The sequence below is a fragment of the Mucilaginibacter aurantiaciroseus genome, assembly GCF_024055595.1.
In the GTDB taxonomy this organism is placed as follows: Bacteria; Bacteroidota; Bacteroidia; order Sphingobacteriales; family Sphingobacteriaceae; genus Mucilaginibacter; species Mucilaginibacter aurantiaciroseus.
In genome coordinates this window covers 1,238,114-1,253,768 of record NZ_JAMXOF010000001.1, presented here as the reverse complement: position 1 = coordinate 1,253,768, position 15,655 = coordinate 1,238,114, and the positions used below count along the sequence as shown (strand labels likewise).

The following is a 15,655-nucleotide window of genomic DNA, read 5'->3' as shown; positions in this document are numbered from 1 at the left end:
ACATTTTTTTATCTAAAATCCTGTCCTATTAAAACCTTATTATGTTAATAGCCTTGCATATAGCATAATATAACACAATATGGATCCTCAAAAACTTAACGGACAAATTTTATTAGTAACAGGCGCTGATAGTGTTATCAGTAAAGGCGTAGCAATAGCCATTGCCAAAGCAGGGGCAATGATATTAATAAACTACGTGCACAATGCAAATGCATTTAATAAGGTTGTTGCCGAAATAAATACCGTAGGCGGAGAATCATTTGCCTATAAAGCTGATGCGAGTGAGGAAGAAAAGGTATAAGCTATGTTTGCCGCCATCATCAAAAATATGGCGCGCTAGATATACTGGTTAATAATGTGGGCCTACAAAAAAATTCCAAATTTGTAGACATGACCCTGGACGAGTGGAATACAGTCATCAACATTAATTTTACCGGGCAATTCCTTTGCTCGCGTGAAGATGCTGCACTGTTTATAAAGAGGGGAGTGGTAGAAGGCGTTAGTAGGGCTGCAGGTAAGATCATCTGTATGAGCAGCGTGCACGAGGTGATTCCATGGGCGGGGCATGTAAATTACGCGGCCAGCAAGGGCGGCATCAATATGTTCATGAAAAGCATTGCGCAGGAATTAGCGCCACATAAGATCCGCGTAACAGGCATTGGGCCGGGTGCTATACTAACTCTAATTAATAAAGAAGCCTAAGAAACGCCGGAGGCTTAGAACATGCTTTCAACTTTTATTACATACAATCGCATCGGCCAGCCTGGTGATATTGGGAAATTAGCTGTTTTTTTAGCTTCTGACGATGCGGATTATATAACCGGTACTACCATTTTTGCAGATGGGGTATGACGCTATATCCCGGATTTGCCGATAACGGATAGCAAATAAATTGTATAGAAATGCATAAATGTCATTTTAAAGTCACAAATAATAAATTGGTTTACATTAATTTAACTTAGTGTACTTTATACAATAAGCTATTGGGCCTTTTGTTGACATATTTTTAAATGTACACTATGTAATATTATGATTTTTTAAATTGCAATCAAAAACCCTCATTAATTATTAAATATTCATAAAAATTAGCAATAATTATGAATATTATCAACATGAATGTACATTTGTTATATAATTAAAAAACAACAAGACCATGAAAAAATTATTTATATCTACCGCTATCGCAGCATTGTTCACAGTAAATGTTTTTGCTGCTAACATACTTACTAATGCAGAAGGTGATGCTGATGCAGTATCATACGCAGTTTCTTCGAAATTCAACAGCGATTTTGTAAGGGCTGAAAATGTAACCTGGAAGGTTAATTCAAAATTCCAGAAAGCAACCTTTACACTTGATGGTGTAAAAAAATCAGCTTTCTACAATCTTAAAGGTGAATTGATTGGTATTACCGAAAATGTACAATTTAAAGAATTGCCTGCAAAAGCTAAAAAAGAGATCGCAGCTAAATACGAAGGTTATTTCGCAAACGAAGTTATCAAATTAGATAACGACGATAATGGCTTCGATTCAGTTGCGTATTTTGTTGATCTAAAAAACGACAAAGAAGAAGTTTTGTTAAGAGTTACACCAAGTGCCGGTGTTTACTTCTTTCAGCAAGTAAAATAATAACCGAAAACTTATATCGTAATGAAAGTCATTGGTTTACACCAATGGCTTTTTTGTTTTTAAATTTATATTAACTTAATAATAAATTTATTTGGTTATATAATAATTTTATATATTTGGTAAGGATAGTTGTACATTCTATATTGATTATTAAACCATTTTTATAATTCAGTTGAATTACCTACTGATCTCAACACACAATTATTAATACAATTATTTATTATTATGAAAACTGGAAAAGTAAAATGGTTTAACACACAAAAAGGATACGGATTTATTATTACCGATGATGGTAAAGACTTGTTTGTACACTTTAAAGATGTACAAGGCGGCGTAAACGCAATTAAAGACAACGATAACGTTGAATACGAAGAAGAAGAAGGACGTAAAGGATTACAGGCAGTAAACGTAAAAAAAGTTTAATTAGCTGCTATAAATTATATAGCCCCTGTTTTAATAAGCAGGGGCTTTTTTATGCATTTAAATTTGTTTTTTGCATTCATTTTATACCTTAGCCAAACCAATTATTACAACCCTGATCTATGACCGACACTGCTTCAGCAAAAGTTTCGCGGAATGTTATATTCCTTGTACTTGTGGCCTCCCTAGGCTATTTCGTTGACATATACGATCTTTTAGTTTTCTCAATAGTACGCAAGGCCAGCTTACATGATATTGGCGTAGCCGATGCCGATATATTATCTAAAGGGCAGTTTATTATTAACGTGCAAATGTTTGGCTTGTTACTTGGCGGTTTACTGTGGGGCGTTATAGGCGATAAGCTTGGCCGTATTAAAGTGTTATTTGGGTCGATACTGTTATACTCCATAGCTAACTTTGCAAATGCCTTTGTAACCGATGTTAATACTTATGCAATAATACGATTTATAGCAGGTGTAGGCCTTGCTGGGGAGCTCGGGGCCGGCATCACGCTGGTAACCGAAACTTTGAGTAAAGAGAAACGCGGCTATGGCACCATGATCGTTGCAGTAATTGGCCTTTTTGGCGCTGCGGCAGCATACGAAGCTGCAAAATTTGGCTGGCAACATGCTTACATGGTAGGTGGCGGCCTGGGTATAATATTACTGCTATTACGTGTAGGTACGTTCGAGTCGGGTATGTATAATAAGGTTAAGGACAGCGGTGTATCAAAAGGCAACTTTTTTATGCTATTTACCAATGCAGTAAGATTTAAGAAATATTTGTATTGCATACTAATTGGCGCGCCTCTTTGGTACGTAGTAGGAGTTCTTGTAACCCTATCGCCCGAATTTGGTAAGGCCTTGGGCTCAACCGTACCGCTTATCGCAGGCGAGGGGGTGCTTTATACTTATATCGGTATTTCCATAGGCGATATATTTGCGGGCCTACTGGCACAGGTTACTAAATCGCGTAAGTTAACCATGGCTGTATTCCTACTATTGTCTTTGGTAAGCGCATTTAGTTATTTAAGTTCAAAAGGCATCACGCACGATAAGTTTGTTTGGACCTGTTTTGCCATGGGTTGCACCGTTGGTTATTGGGCAACCTTTGTAACCATAGCCGCCGAGCAATTTGGTACAAACATCCGCTCAACCGTTACCACTACAGTTCCAAACTTTGTACGCGGTTCGCTGATTCCTATCAATATTGCATTTAATGCTTTTGTGGTGCATTATGGTATGGTTACAAGTGGTTATATTATGATGGTGATACTTACCGTCATCTCATTATTTTCGCTTAGCCAGCTAAAAGAAACCTTTGGTAAGGATTTGAATTATATTGAGGAAGAAGCGGGAATTAGTTAATGCTTTAATTAGTGATTTAGTGAGTAAATGAATTAGTGATTAAAAATTGCCAACCCCAACCAATAGTTTGTTTATTTTTGTAGCATATTAATTACTAATTCACTAATTCAGTCATTCACTAATTAATGATTACGAAGGAACAAATAGCCGCAAATTATAAAGAGATACAGGACGAGATATGCGCAGCACTTGAAGCCACTGATGGCAAAAGCACGTTTGAAGAAGAGTTGTGGGAACGCGAAGGAGGAGGCGGAGGACGTACCCGGATCATCCAGAACGGTAGTATATTTGAAAAAGGCGGCGTAAATTTTTCGGCTGTGCATGGTCAGTTGCCGCACACCGTAAAAAAAGCACTTAACGTGGAGCAGGATGACTTTTTCGCTACCGGTATCTCTATCGTTATCCACCCAAATCATCCTTGGGTGCCAATTATCCACATGAACATCAGGTACTTCGAGATGCCTTCGTCATTTAATAATGATACACCACCGGTACGCTGGTTTGGTGGCGGTATTGATCTTACGCCTCATTACGTGGTTGAAGATGACTCACGTTTTTTCCACCAGCAATTAAAATTCGTTTGTGACCAGTTTAATACCGATTTTTATGAGCGTTTTAAGACTTGGGCCGATAATTACTTCTACATAAAACACCGTGATGAGACCCGTGGCATTGGCGGTATTTTTTATGACCGCTTAACCGCTACGGATGACATTACCTGGGAAACCGTTTTTGAGTTCTCCAAAGCTTTAGGCCGGTCTTTTATCCCAACCTACACAGAATTGGTAAACCGCAGCCGCGATAAGCAGTTTACAGATGATCAGCAGCAGTGGCAGTATCAGCGCCGCAGCCGTTACACCGAGTTTAATTTGGTTTACGATGCAGGCACCAAGTTCGGACTGGAAACTAATGGGCGTATCGAATCGATACTGATGAGTTTGCCGCCCACGGCCAAATGGGTTTATAACTACCAGGCACAGCCGGGCAGCGAGGAAGAGAAAACTTTATCGTTGTTAAAAAAAGGTGTTAACTGGGTTTAGATATGTAAACGGATTTTTCCTGCTATGTTTTTCCTGATTTGCGCTTTGTGCATTTCGTATACAAGATACATTCGGGGGCAAATGGTAATACAGCGAGGGCATATACAATGGTAAAGCAGGGCAGCCATCCAAATACTTCACCCTAAAACGAAATTACAATGCAGCGCATTATAACGCGCTTTTTATCGAAAAGGGGCATGAGCCATTAGCCTAAGAGCGCGGTGACTAAATACAAAAAAAAATACCTGCCTGGAAACCCAAACCTTTATTGCAAAGCTTTCTAAGTTACTTAATGTCACTATAAAATATCGTTATCGCATCAGTAACGACACCTTAACTTTTAACGGCGTTCTACCCAATGGAACAGTTGTTAAAGAATACAGGAAAAGGTAAACTAAGGGTTCGTATTCCACATTGTAACTTTGCTGTGGGTATACGTTAAAAAACGTGGAAAACAAGTATAAATGTTAGTAAAAAACACAGCATTTTGAGTATATTTTCTTAAATTCGCATGTTACTTATAATAACTTTTTATACACGCACTGTTAAGATTTTCCACTAAGAAAAACCAATGGCTGAAGAAACCGAAAACGAGAATTCGCACCAAGAAGACAGAATAATTTCGATAAATATTGATGAAGAGATGCGGGCCGCTTACATTGATTATTCAATGTCGGTTATTGTATCAAGGGCACTGCCCGATGTACGCGACGGTTTAAAACCCGTTCACAGGCGTGTATTGTACGGGATGCTTGACTTAGGTTTGGCAAATAACAAACCTTACAAAAAATCGGCCCGTATTGTGGGCGAGGTACTGGGTAAATATCATCCCCATGGCGATACATCGGTATACGATGCCATGGTACGTATGGCGCAGGACTGGAGCTTACGTTACCCATTTGTTGAAGGACAAGGTAACTATGGTTCAATCGATGGTGACCAACCCGCAGCAATGCGTTATACTGAGGCTAAACTGCAAAAAATTGCTGAAGAGATGCTGGCCGATATTAATAAGGATACTATCGATTTCCAGCTTAACTTTGACGACTCGTTACAAGAGCCAACCGTATTGCCTGCAAAATTCCCTAACCTGTTGGTTAACGGTGCATCAGGTATCGCGGTAGGTATGGCAACCAACATGGCACCACACAACTTAACTGAGATCGTTAATGCTACAATCGCATTAATTGATAATCGCCAAATAGACATAGTAGAGTTAATGACCTATGTTAAAGGTCCCGATTTTCCTACAGGTGGTATCATCTACGGTTACGAAGGCCCGCGCCAGGCTTTGGAAACAGGCCGTGGCCGTATTGTAATACGTTCAAGGGCTGAGATCGAAACCTACGGCAGTGACCGCGAGCGTATTATTGTTAGCGAGATACCCTACCAGGTAAATAAGGCGCTGATGATTGAGCGTACTGCCGAATTAGTTAACGATAAAAAAATTGAAGGTATATCTGCTATTCGCGATGAAAGTAACCGCGAAGGTATCCGTGTGGTTTATGAGATAAAACGCGACTCAAACGCGGCTATCGTGTTAAACAATCTTTATAAATACACCGCGCTGCAAACATCGTTCAGTGTAAATAACATTGCGTTGGTACATGGTCGCCCAATGCTACTTAACCTGAGGGATCTTATCCATCACTTTGTTGAGCACAGACATGAGGTGGTTATCCGCCGTACCAAATACGAACTGGCAGAGGCTGAGAAACGCGCGCACATCTTAGAAGGTTTATTGATAGCGCTCGATAATATCGAGGAAGTTATTAAGCTGATCCGCGCGTCATCAACACCAGACGAAGCAAGAGAAGGTCTAATTAGCCAGTTTGGTTTGAGCGACATCCAGGCACGTGCTATATTGGATATGACCTTAAGGCGCTTAACCGGACTGGAGCGCGATAAGATCCGTGATGAGTTTGACGGTTTAATGAAAACTATTGATTATTTAAAATCTATCCTTGCTGATGAAGGCTTGCGAATGCAGATTATCAAAGATGAGTTGATCGATATAAGAGAGAAATATGGTGATGAGCGTAAAACAGAAATGGTACATTCATCGGCAGAAATGCAAACCGAAGACTTTATTGAGGATGAAGATGTAGTAATCACCATCTCTCGCGAAGGTTACATCAAACGTACTTCACTTACCGAATATCGCCGCCAGGGCAGGGGTGGTAAAGGAGCTATAGGCAGCAACAGCCGTGATGCGGATTTTATTGAGCACTTATTAATAGCGAGTAATCACAACTACATGCTGTTCTTTACGGAGAGCGGGCAATGTTTCTGGTTACGTGTATTTGAGATACCGGAAGGTACGCGTACTTCTAAGGGCCGCGCCATACAAAACATCATCAATATCCCTAAAGAGGAAAATATTAAAGCTTACATCAAGCTTAAATCGCTTAAGGATAAAGAATACCTGGAGAACAACTTTATTATTATGTGTACCCGTAGAGGTGTTATTAAAAAAACATCTTTAGAGGCATACTCTCGCCCGCGTGCAAACGGTATCAACGCAATTAATATTAACGAAGGTGATTCTTTACTGGAAGCAACATTAACAACCGGCAGCAGCGAAATTGTTATGGCACTACAATCTGGCCGTGCAATCCGCTTCAACGAAAGTACCGTTAGGCCAATGGGCCGTACCGCTACAGGTGTGCGGGGTATCAGTTTGGATAGTGAGAAAGACGAAGTTATTGGTATGATAGCCATTGATGATAAAGAAACAACTGTACTGGTTGTATCTGAAAAAGGATATGGTAAACGTACCGATATTGAAGATTACCGTGTTACTAACCGTGGTGGTAAAGGTGTTAAAACCTTAAACATTACTGAAAAAACCGGAAACCTTGTTGCCATTAAAGGTGTTACTGATAAAGAAGATCTGATGATTATCAACAAATCTGGTATCATTATCCGCATGGCCATAGCAGAATTACGTACTATGGGCCGTGCTACTCAAGGGGTAAGGTTAATTACCCTAAAGGGTAACGATGCAATTGCATCGGTTGCAAAAGTTGAGCACGAAGAGGATGAAGAAGTGATTGAAAGTGCTGAATTAGCAGATGGCGCAGAGCCAACCGGTGAAGCGAAAAGTACTATTACTGACACCGACGAAAGCAAAGGGGAGAAGCCCGCTGCCGAAGACGATAAAACTGAATAATTAATGCAAAGCGGAAAAATCAGTTTATTGATTTTAGCGTTGTTTACTACATCTTTCGCTTTTGGCCAGTCCGAAGCGTTAAAGATTGTGGTAAACAACCTTGCTTTTTATAAGCAAAAGGGTGATCTTAAATATTTAAGTAACGCCAAAAAATCTGCCGATAGTTTAGTGTTAACCCGTAAAGATTCTGCCGATTTGGAAAAAAATGTTTACCGCATTATTGTAAACTCCAGTATCCTTTACACTGATTCGCTTAATAAGCTAAACCAGCCGGAAACATTCCTGCCTCAAACAGTTGCTCTACTTGATAAGTTTCAGGAAAAAGGCAAGATCTATAAATATCAGCCGGAGTTAGATTATGCAAAACGTTGCTTGGCAAATGTTTATATCCGCAAAGGTTTTGCCTTTTCCAAAAGTGGCGATTTCAAAAACGCAGTGGATGTTTTTCAAAAGGCTAAAAGGTATGCACCCGCCCATAAACAAATAAATGCATATATAGCTTATGCCAGTAATAAACTGGGCAACCTGCAGGAAGCTGCCAACTACTATTCAAACTTAATAAATACTGATAGCACAAAACTTGAGTATCTGGAAACCGCATCAACCATTTATAAGTCATTGGGCGATACCGCAAAGGCTTTACAAATTGTAAAAAAGGGAAGGCGACTATTACCTCAAAACAAGCAACTATTGCAGGACGAAGCTAACATCTACAATAACAAAAGGGACTACAAATCGTTAGAACCTTTAATAATACCATTGATAGATAACAACGCTAATAATCCCGAAATAACTTTTGTAGCCGCAAACTGCTATGATAATTTAAACCAATATGATAAGGCGGAGTCTTTATATCTGCGCGCTATTGAATTAAATTGGGGTGCTTATGAGCCAGTGTTTAATTTAGGATTACTTTACTTTAAGAAGAGCACACTTAAGGGTAATAATGATGATAAAAACATTACAAGTGCTATATTGTGGCTCGAAAAAGCGAATGAAATGGTTCCAAAGGATAAAAAATGTCTGGAGTTACTGCAGTTAGCCTATACAAAAACAGGTAATCAAAACCAGTTGGATAGGGTTAATAACCGATTAGAACAATTAAACTAATACACTATATGTTATGGCTGAATCAGTTAATAGCTATAATTAACATTACCAATTTAAAACACTGTAGAATGAAAATTAAATTTCTAATGCTTGGCCTTTTGAGCCTTATTACCGCAACAACTTTTGCACAAAAAGGAGAGTTGAACACCGCACAAACAGAATATGAAAAATTTGAAGCTTTAAGGCAAGCACAGCCCGCCATGGCTATACCAAGTTTAAAAAAGGCGAAAGAATCTATCGATAAAGCATCTGCAAATGAAAAAACAGCAGCATTGCCACAAACCTATGCTGTAAAAGCTAATATTTATGGTACACTAGCCGAATTGGATTCGGTTGTTACAACATCTTTACCATTGTTTACAACTGCTGCTGAGGCAGCAGCCAAAGCCAAAGAATTAGATACGAAAGGCGAAAACAAAAAACTTATTGATAATGCCAACCTCGTTTTAGCACGTTACCAGTTAAACAAAGGCGTAAAAGAATACGAAACCGGCAAATATAACCTTGCTTACAAATCATTTGATTTTTACCGCACCGTAATGCCCGAAGATACAAACGCTATACTTTACACAGGTTTAGCAGCATTAAATGCAAAAAACTATCCGGCAGCTATTACTAATTACAATAAACTGGTGACTACAAAATATTCTAAAGTAGAAACTGCTTATAGCGAACTTGCAGGCATATATTTAGAAAGCAAAGATACCGTTGGGGCTGTAAAAGCCGTTGGCGAAGGCTTGGCAAAATACCCTAATAATGCTGCGCTTAGAAGAACCGAAATTGAGATAAGCCTGCAACAAGGCAAACAAAAAGAAGTGCTTGATAAAATTTTAAGCGCACAGGCAAATGAACCCAAAAACAAAAGCCTTTATTATTATGCAGGTTTAGTTTATTCTAATTTAGGAGATGCTGCGGGCCAAAAAGTTGCCAAAGCACCTGTTACAGGCAAAGCAGCTTTACAAGCTACCAGAGACCAAAACTTTGCGAAAGCGACCGAGATGTACATGAAGGCGCTAGAGATTGATCCAAATTATTTTGAAGCTAACTTGAATATGGGTTACATCATTATATCGCCGGCTATTGATATTTACAATAACGCTAACAAATTGCCAACCAACCAGCAAAAAGCATATGATGCAGCCATGGCAAAAGCAAACGCACAATTTGACTTGGCTAAACCATATTTGTTAAAAGCGGTAGGATTACAACCAACTTCTTACGATGCATTAAATAACTTGCGTACTTATTACCAGGGTAAAAAAGATAGTGTTAATTCTGCTAAAGTTACAGCACAGATAAACGCATTACAAAAGAAATAAGCCCCCGACATAGAAGCCTTAATTTAAGCCCGTATATTTTTACGGGCTTAAATTAAATACTTTTACTTAACATAATATTAATTATTAGATTTAATATCCAAGTATACTAACGTTACTGTTAATACAGTATTGCTTTGCCCAACCATGTCTGAAGGTGTTGGCGATTTTGTCAAAGCGGTTGCAAAGACCAAGGAAAAAACGGTGATGAAATAGAAACAGAATTTTTCACCCATATACGCGGCACATCTATAATTAAACGTTTTATAGAGCCCGCCGAGATTGCCAGTATGGTTATTTACATAGCAACCCCGCTTTCATTAGCAACAAATGGGGCTACTTTGTATGCCGATGATGGTTTTATCAAAATAGCGTTCTAATAAATAAAGATGTAACAAAACAAGAAAAGCTTGGCTACATAATTAAGCGAGTTTTCTTTGTAGATATAAAGAACCAATTACATTGATTTCTTAGTAGTATCTTTTATAGTAGTGTCTTTCTTAACTGTATCTGGTGTAGTTGTCTCAGGTGCTACGGCTGCGGCAGAATCTGTGCTTGTGCTATCGCTACCGCTGGTTTTTTTCTCAGAGCTGCAACCTGCTGCAATTGAACTAATCATTGTCGTGCCTGAGGCGAAACTTAAAATTTGCTTTTTCATAATAGATATAATGTTAAAGCAACGTGATTAAATAATTCGTCAGTTTATAATCTATTGAAGATCAAGTTTGTTTAATAAAATTGATCTTATTATGCAAAGGTTGCGCCAAATGGCAAGGTTTCAGGTACTTTAAATGTCAAAATAATACATAGTTAACTCAATACTTTTAACGATATTTTTCTGATATTTAACGGTAATGGTTATATCAGAAAATGCCTTTAAATGGATCATGCGCCTCTATCCTCCCCTTTTATTTCAGCGGATTTGGGTGGTTGGTTTTGATAAAGGCTTTAAGGGCGTAAGAGTTAAAGTTTTTAAGAGTTTATTTAACAAAAATTATAACGGATCGATATTTGGCGGGACAATTTTTGCCGCGGCTGATCCTTTTTACCCGGTACTGTTTGACAGAATTCTGCAAGCGCAGGGTAGCAGGTTTCGGATCTGGTCTAAATCCTCTAGGATAGATTTTTTAAAGCCCGCCCTCTCCTCTTTATCGTTTCATATAATATTAACCGATGCTGATATTGAACAGGCCTTACACGCGTTAAATACAACTGGGAAATATGAAAATGCTTTCCCGGTAGAGATATATAACACCGGTAATGAAGTTTGCGCACAATTAATGAACGAGGTTTACATACGCGACCTTAATTTCACACTAGACGACACCGAATAAGATGCCCGTATTTATGAACGATGAGGCCTTCATCAAAAAAGGCTACCAAATATCAACAGATAAAACATTACTGGATTTTGACGCGATATTTAATTATCTTGAAGGTCAATCATATTGGGCAAAAGGGATGCCACCTGAGAAATTTAAAAAAGCCATAACGCATTCATTATGCTTTGGGATATATAGAAACGGCATACAAGCCGGTTTTGCGCGTGTAGTGACCGATATGGCAACATTTGGTTACCTATGTGATGTGTTTGTACTACCGGCATATCAAGGAGTTGGTTTATCAAAATGGCTAATGCAAACCATTATGGCTCATCCTGATTTGCAGGGCTTGCGCCGGTGGTCGTTAGCTACACTTGATGCACACGGCTTGTATAAACAGTTTGGTTTTACGCCTATTACCAACACCGAAAGATGGATGCAGATTTTAACGCCTTATATAGCAGATTAAAGGGTATTTGATATGAATTTAAAGCGACAGATTTTTGAGGGCGAAGGCGTATCACTTGATTTTAAAAAAACCATTACCAGCTGCGAAAAAATTGCCAAAACAATGGTATCGTTCGCTAACAACGTTGGTGGCAGGTTGCTTATCGGCGTGCTCGATGATGGTACTATTATAGGCTTAAAGGCTGAGGATGAAGAACGTTATATGATTACTAAAGCAGCACACTTTTTTGCACGCCCTGCTTTGGAACCTTTATTTGAAGAAGTATATTTTGATGGGAAACTGATACTTGTAGTAGATATTCCTGAAAGCCCAGATAAACCACACTACTCACTTGCCGAAGATGGCAAATGGTGGGTTTACATCCGTGTTAAAGATAAAAGCGTATTGGCCAGCAAAGTAGTGGTTGATGTGTTAAAGCGTTCTGCTGATGTTAACGGTGTACTGATAGAATACTCATCTAAAGAAAAAGCCCTTTTAGAACACCTTGATAAAGAAGAACGCATCACTGTAAAGGAGTTTTGTATTTTGCTAAATATAGGCAGGAGACGCGCGCAACGCATCCTTGTCGACCTGGTTTTAAGCGGCATACTTCGCGTTCACACAACCGAAAAAGAAGAGTTTTACACAGCTTCCTGATTTACGGGGCTATTCGCTACTTTTGCTCACCGCAAATAAATGAAAGCCCTCTACCAAAAATATCAATTTTACTATCGCGACAGCTTAAAACTGGCTATACCTATTGTGTTATCTCAAATTGGGCATACGCTGGTACATTTTTCAGATACCATCATTATCGGGCAATTTGCAGGCACAATCGCTTTGGCAGCTGTTTCTTTATCCATCAGCTTGTTTATAGTTCCTTTTGTAATGGCATTAGGTATAAGCTATGGCATCACGCCATTAATTGCACAACACAATGGCCGGAAGAATTATAGCGAATGCGGCAGACTACTCAGCAACAGTTTGATGCTAAACGTTATTACTGGCATAGTCCTTTTTCTAATATTTTATCTGGGAGTAGCGTTTTTTATCGGTAAGCTTCACCAATCGCCGGATGTAGTGGTACAGGCAAAGCCATTTTTGATATTGCTTTTATCATCGTTAATGCCCATAATGGTGTTTAATACCTTTAAGCAATTTGCCGAAGGTTTAGGTTTAACCCGGCAGGCCATGTATATTACCATTATCGGTAATGTGATCAATATTGTGGTTGGGATAGTTTTGGTAAAAGGCATGTTTGGGATTGTACCAATGGGCATCAAAGGTGTTGGCTACAGTACGCTTATTGACCGTTGCCTGATGGCTATTGCTATGTGCATCTACGTTTTTAGGTCGCCAAATTTCAAGAGATATTTAAGCGATTTTGCTTTTAAGAATATTGACAAAAATAGAATAAAGCAGTTGTTAAAAATAGGTATGCCGGTTGCTATGCAATCGACATTTGAAGTAAGTGCATTTGGTGGGGCATCTATTATTATTGGCACCATCGGATCTGTACCGCAGGCTGCGCACCAAATAGCGTTAAATTTGTCCAACATGACTTATATGATGGCCGCAGGTGTTTCATCAGCCTCGGCCATACGATCCGGTAATTACTTTGGCTCGGGTGATCATTATAAGCTTAGACTTTCGGCCATATCCAACTACCATATCATAATTGTGTTTATGTGTTGTATGGCTATCATATTTACGATGTTAAACCAGGTTTTACCCTTGATGTACACCTCGGATAAAAGCGTGATACACATTGCAGAACAGCTACTTATAGTTGCAGCTTTCTTCCAGTTATTTGATGGTACGCAAGTTGTTGGCTTAGGCATATTGCGCGGTATGGGGGATGTTAAGATCCCAACCTTTTTGACGTTTTTATCTTACTGGGTAATTGGTTTACCGGTAGGTTACCTATTAGGGATTGTACTTGGCATTGGCGTTGTCGGCGTTTGGTTTGGTTTAGTTGCCGGGCTGGCATCTGCCTCGTTAATGTTGTTCCTTAGATTTCAAAAGATAAGCAAGAACAACAACCTTATCATCGTTAACGACCTAAAAGTATAGATCATTGGCTACGCAATAGGTATTGCAATGCGCATCCACAATATCTTTTATCTGCGGCGAATAACCTCCACCCATGCTAACCTGCACCGGTATGCTTCTCAACTTGCATTGCTCAAACACAAACCTATCGCGCTGTTTGCAAGCTTCTTTAGATAGGGCAAGCTTACCCAGTTTATCGGTTTCCAAAACATCTACTCCGGCTAAATAAAATATAAAATCGGGGTTATGGGAATTGATTAGTCTTGGTAAAGTATTATACAATAGTTTTAAATAATCGTTATCTCCTATCCCATCATCCAACGGGATATCAAGATCAGACCGCTCTTTTCTAAATGGGAAATTCTTATCGCCATGCATAGAAAACGTGAATACCCGTGATTCATTTTCAAAGATCTGAGCGGTTCCGTTACCTTGATGTACATCTAAATCAACAATTAAAATGCTTTTAGCTAAATTTTCATTTAATAGGTAGTTAGCCCCTATCGCCTGATCGTTCAGCATACAAAAACCTTCACCCCAATTGGTACCGGCATGGTGGGTACCACCGGCTACGTTAAACGCTACGCCATACTCAAAAGCATAGTGACAGCCATCGATAGTGCCTTGTGCAATCCGGAGTTCACGCTCTACCAATTGCGCAGATAAAGGGAAACCAATGCGCCTTTGTTCTTTTGGTGGTAAAGTTAGATCACGGAGTTGACACCAGTAATCTTTATCATGAGTTAACAGGATTGTTTCCTCTTCAACAGCTTTTGGTGAAAATAAATTGTCTTGAGTGATTATTCCCTCGTGCAGCAGTTGCCCTGGTATCAATTCATATTTAAGCATCGGGAACCGGTGCCCTGTCGGCAGCGGGTGTGCATATATCGGATCGTAAGAAATCTTGAGCATTTGTGCTATTTGGCAAATATCTCGCCGACATGCTTTTCGATATTCTCGCAGATATTCTCCAGCGGCAAGTCGTTAGCATCATAACCAAACGGGTCTTCTATCTCCTCAGCAATCAGCTCGATACTGGCGAATACAAAAAGGATAAACCCGATGATTGGCATAATAAAATACTTTAGGTCAAACGCCCAGGTTAAGGGCAAAGTCATGATATAAGTGAAGATAAACTTTTTAATGAATACACTATAAGAGAACGGAATTGGTGTTTTTCGGATACGCTCGCAACCGCCACAAATATCTGTAAATGAAGTTATTTCAGTAGTTATACTAACCAATTGCTCCGGGTTTATCTGGCCTTCTTTATTTAACCGGTAAACCTGTTTGATTATGGCTGATGCTATTTGGTTGGGCACATGTTTGCGGCCATCGGTAACTAATATGGTTTGATCGCCGGGCACGTATTCATCACGCAAATGCTCTTTAAGCGAACGCGCATAAAGCGGGATGGCATAGTTGAAAAAGGCTGCATCTTTATCACTGACCAAATGTTTTAATTTTATAGCCAGGTTGCGGCTATTGTTGGTAAGGCTGCCCCAGATCTTGCGGCCTTCCCACCATCTATCGTATGCCGAATTGATACGGAATGCCAGCAATAATGAAAACACAAACCCGATTGTCTGGTGCACATAGATCACTTTACGCAGGATGCTGGTCTCTTCAAGTTTCCATACATCAATCAGTAAAAAAGTAACTACACCGGCATATAGGCTAACACATAGCATCAGTGGAAACAATTCGCGTAATGTATCAGCTTTGTTAAACCTGAAGATAAGGGAGAACCATTGTTTAGGGTTATAATATATCATACAATG

General features: G+C 39.3%; 15 protein-coding genes and 1 pseudogene. 13 read left to right on the top strand and 3 right to left on the bottom strand.

What is annotated here, in order from left to right; all coding sequences use genetic code 11:
* Nucleotides 1–79: 79 nt before the first annotated feature.
* The 9 genes and pseudogenes from NAF17_RS05860 (at nucleotide 80) to NAF17_RS05820 (ending at nucleotide 10,055) form a co-directional block, all read left to right on the top strand.
* Nucleotides 80–301, top strand: coding sequence for an SDR family NAD(P)-dependent oxidoreductase (locus NAF17_RS05860; protein WP_252757041.1), 222 nt, complete (start codon nucleotides 80–82; stop codon nucleotides 299–301).
* A 56-nt stretch (nucleotides 302–357) separates the two neighbouring features.
* A pseudogene (locus NAF17_RS05855) lies at nucleotides 358–852 on the top strand (SDR family oxidoreductase).
* A 301-nt stretch (nucleotides 853–1,153) separates the two neighbouring features.
* Nucleotides 1,154–1,627 carry a hypothetical protein gene (locus tag NAF17_RS05850; RefSeq protein ID WP_252757040.1) on the top strand — a complete coding sequence of 158 codons (474 nt, stop codon included), beginning with the start codon at nucleotides 1,154–1,156 and terminating at the stop codon, nucleotides 1,625–1,627.
* 225 nt (nucleotides 1,628–1,852) lie between these two features.
* The gene (locus NAF17_RS05845) at nucleotides 1,853–2,050 is read left to right on the top strand and encodes a cold-shock protein (RefSeq protein ID WP_067061679.1); all 198 of its coding nucleotides are present in this window, start codon (nucleotides 1,853–1,855) and stop codon (nucleotides 2,048–2,050) included.
* 119 nt (nucleotides 2,051–2,169) lie between these two features.
* Nucleotides 2,170–3,414 carry an MFS transporter gene (locus NAF17_RS05840; RefSeq protein WP_252757039.1) on the top strand — a complete coding sequence of 415 codons (1,245 nt, stop codon included), beginning with the start codon at nucleotides 2,170–2,172 and terminating at the stop codon, nucleotides 3,412–3,414.
* Nucleotides 3,415–3,539: 125 nt separating this feature from the next.
* Nucleotides 3,540–4,454, top strand: a complete 915-nt coding sequence (gene hemF / locus NAF17_RS05835; protein ID WP_252757038.1) for an oxygen-dependent coproporphyrinogen oxidase — start codon at nucleotides 3,540–3,542, stop codon at nucleotides 4,452–4,454.
* Nucleotides 4,455–5,025: 571 nt separating this feature from the next.
* Nucleotides 5,026–7,626 carry a DNA gyrase subunit A gene (gene gyrA / locus NAF17_RS05830; protein WP_252757037.1) on the top strand — a complete coding sequence of 867 codons (2,601 nt, stop codon included), beginning with the start codon at nucleotides 5,026–5,028 and terminating at the stop codon, nucleotides 7,624–7,626.
* A 3-nt stretch (nucleotides 7,627–7,629) separates the two neighbouring features.
* The gene (locus tag NAF17_RS05825; RefSeq protein WP_252757036.1) at nucleotides 7,630–8,736 is read left to right on the top strand and encodes a tetratricopeptide repeat protein; all 1,107 of its coding nucleotides are present in this window, start codon (nucleotides 7,630–7,632) and stop codon (nucleotides 8,734–8,736) included.
* 68 nt (nucleotides 8,737–8,804) lie between these two features.
* Complete coding sequence (locus tag NAF17_RS05820; RefSeq protein ID WP_252757035.1) at nucleotides 8,805–10,055, top strand: tetratricopeptide repeat protein; 1,251 nt, start codon at nucleotides 8,805–8,807, stop codon at nucleotides 10,053–10,055.
* Between the two features lie 454 nt (nucleotides 10,056–10,509).
* On the opposite strand, the gene NAF17_RS05815 is transcribed toward NAF17_RS05820, so the two are convergent.
* Nucleotides 10,510–10,710: a hypothetical protein gene (locus NAF17_RS05815; RefSeq protein ID WP_252757034.1), complete on the bottom strand. Its 201-nt coding sequence runs from the start codon at nucleotides 10,708–10,710 to the stop codon at nucleotides 10,510–10,512.
* Between the two features lie 196 nt (nucleotides 10,711–10,906).
* Between NAF17_RS05815 and NAF17_RS05810 the strand changes: the two genes are divergently transcribed.
* The 4 genes from NAF17_RS05810 to NAF17_RS05795 are packed head-to-tail and all read left to right on the top strand — an operon-like array spanning nucleotide 10,907 to nucleotide 13,895.
* Entirely contained in the window at nucleotides 10,907–11,386 is a 480-nt protein-coding gene (locus tag NAF17_RS05810) for a DUF4442 domain-containing protein (protein WP_252757033.1), read from the top strand.
* 1 nt (nucleotide 11,387) lies between these two features.
* Nucleotides 11,388–11,843, top strand: coding sequence for a GNAT family N-acetyltransferase (locus tag NAF17_RS05805; RefSeq protein ID WP_252757032.1), 456 nt, complete (start codon nucleotides 11,388–11,390; stop codon nucleotides 11,841–11,843).
* 12 nt (nucleotides 11,844–11,855) lie between these two features.
* Nucleotides 11,856–12,479 carry an AlbA family DNA-binding domain-containing protein gene (locus NAF17_RS05800; RefSeq protein ID WP_252757031.1) on the top strand — a complete coding sequence of 208 codons (624 nt, stop codon included), beginning with the start codon at nucleotides 11,856–11,858 and terminating at the stop codon, nucleotides 12,477–12,479.
* 39 nt (nucleotides 12,480–12,518) lie between these two features.
* Nucleotides 12,519–13,895, top strand: coding sequence for an MATE family efflux transporter (locus NAF17_RS05795; RefSeq protein WP_252757030.1), 1,377 nt, complete (start codon nucleotides 12,519–12,521; stop codon nucleotides 13,893–13,895).
* Here NAF17_RS05795 and NAF17_RS05790 read toward each other — a convergent pair.
* Nucleotides 13,884–14,786, bottom strand: coding sequence for a histone deacetylase family protein (locus tag NAF17_RS05790; protein WP_252757029.1), 903 nt, complete (start codon nucleotides 14,784–14,786; stop codon nucleotides 13,884–13,886). The genes NAF17_RS05795 and NAF17_RS05790 overlap by 12 nt on opposite strands.
* 5 nt (nucleotides 14,787–14,791) lie before the next feature.
* The gene (locus tag NAF17_RS05785; protein ID WP_252757028.1) at nucleotides 14,792–15,649 is read right to left on the bottom strand and encodes a bestrophin family protein; all 858 of its coding nucleotides are present in this window, start codon (nucleotides 15,647–15,649) and stop codon (nucleotides 14,792–14,794) included.
* Nucleotides 15,650–15,655 lie beyond the last annotated feature (6 nt).

Bases quoted from the DNA above. Each gene is read 5' to 3' on its own strand.
- NAF17_RS05860 (WP_252757041.1), top strand. From the start codon at position 80: ATGGATCCTCAAAAACTTAACGGACAAATTTTATTAGTAACAGGCGCT.
- NAF17_RS05850 (WP_252757040.1), top strand. From the start codon at position 1,154: ATGAAAAAATTATTTATATCTACCGCTATCGCAGCATTGTTCACAGTA.
- NAF17_RS05845 (WP_067061679.1), top strand. From the start codon at position 1,853: ATGAAAACTGGAAAAGTAAAATGGTTTAACACACAAAAAGGATACGGA.
- NAF17_RS05840 (WP_252757039.1), top strand. From the start codon at position 2,170: ATGACCGACACTGCTTCAGCAAAAGTTTCGCGGAATGTTATATTCCTT.
- hemF (WP_252757038.1), top strand. From the start codon at position 3,540: ATGATTACGAAGGAACAAATAGCCGCAAATTATAAAGAGATACAGGAC.
- gyrA (WP_252757037.1), top strand. From the start codon at position 5,026: ATGGCTGAAGAAACCGAAAACGAGAATTCGCACCAAGAAGACAGAATA.
- NAF17_RS05825 (WP_252757036.1), top strand. From the start codon at position 7,630: ATGCAAAGCGGAAAAATCAGTTTATTGATTTTAGCGTTGTTTACTACA.
- NAF17_RS05820 (WP_252757035.1), top strand. From the start codon at position 8,805: ATGAAAATTAAATTTCTAATGCTTGGCCTTTTGAGCCTTATTACCGCA.
- NAF17_RS05815 (WP_252757034.1), bottom strand. From the start codon at position 10,710: ATGAAAAAGCAAATTTTAAGTTTCGCCTCAGGCACGACAATGATTAGT.
- NAF17_RS05810 (WP_252757033.1), top strand. From the start codon at position 10,907: ATGGTTATATCAGAAAATGCCTTTAAATGGATCATGCGCCTCTATCCT.
- NAF17_RS05805 (WP_252757032.1), top strand. From the start codon at position 11,388: ATGCCCGTATTTATGAACGATGAGGCCTTCATCAAAAAAGGCTACCAA.
- NAF17_RS05800 (WP_252757031.1), top strand. From the start codon at position 11,856: ATGAATTTAAAGCGACAGATTTTTGAGGGCGAAGGCGTATCACTTGAT.
- NAF17_RS05795 (WP_252757030.1), top strand. From the start codon at position 12,519: ATGAAAGCCCTCTACCAAAAATATCAATTTTACTATCGCGACAGCTTA.
- NAF17_RS05790 (WP_252757029.1), bottom strand. From the start codon at position 14,786: ATGCTCAAGATTTCTTACGATCCGATATATGCACACCCGCTGCCGACA.
- NAF17_RS05785 (WP_252757028.1), bottom strand. From the start codon at position 15,649: ATGATATATTATAACCCTAAACAATGGTTCTCCCTTATCTTCAGGTTT.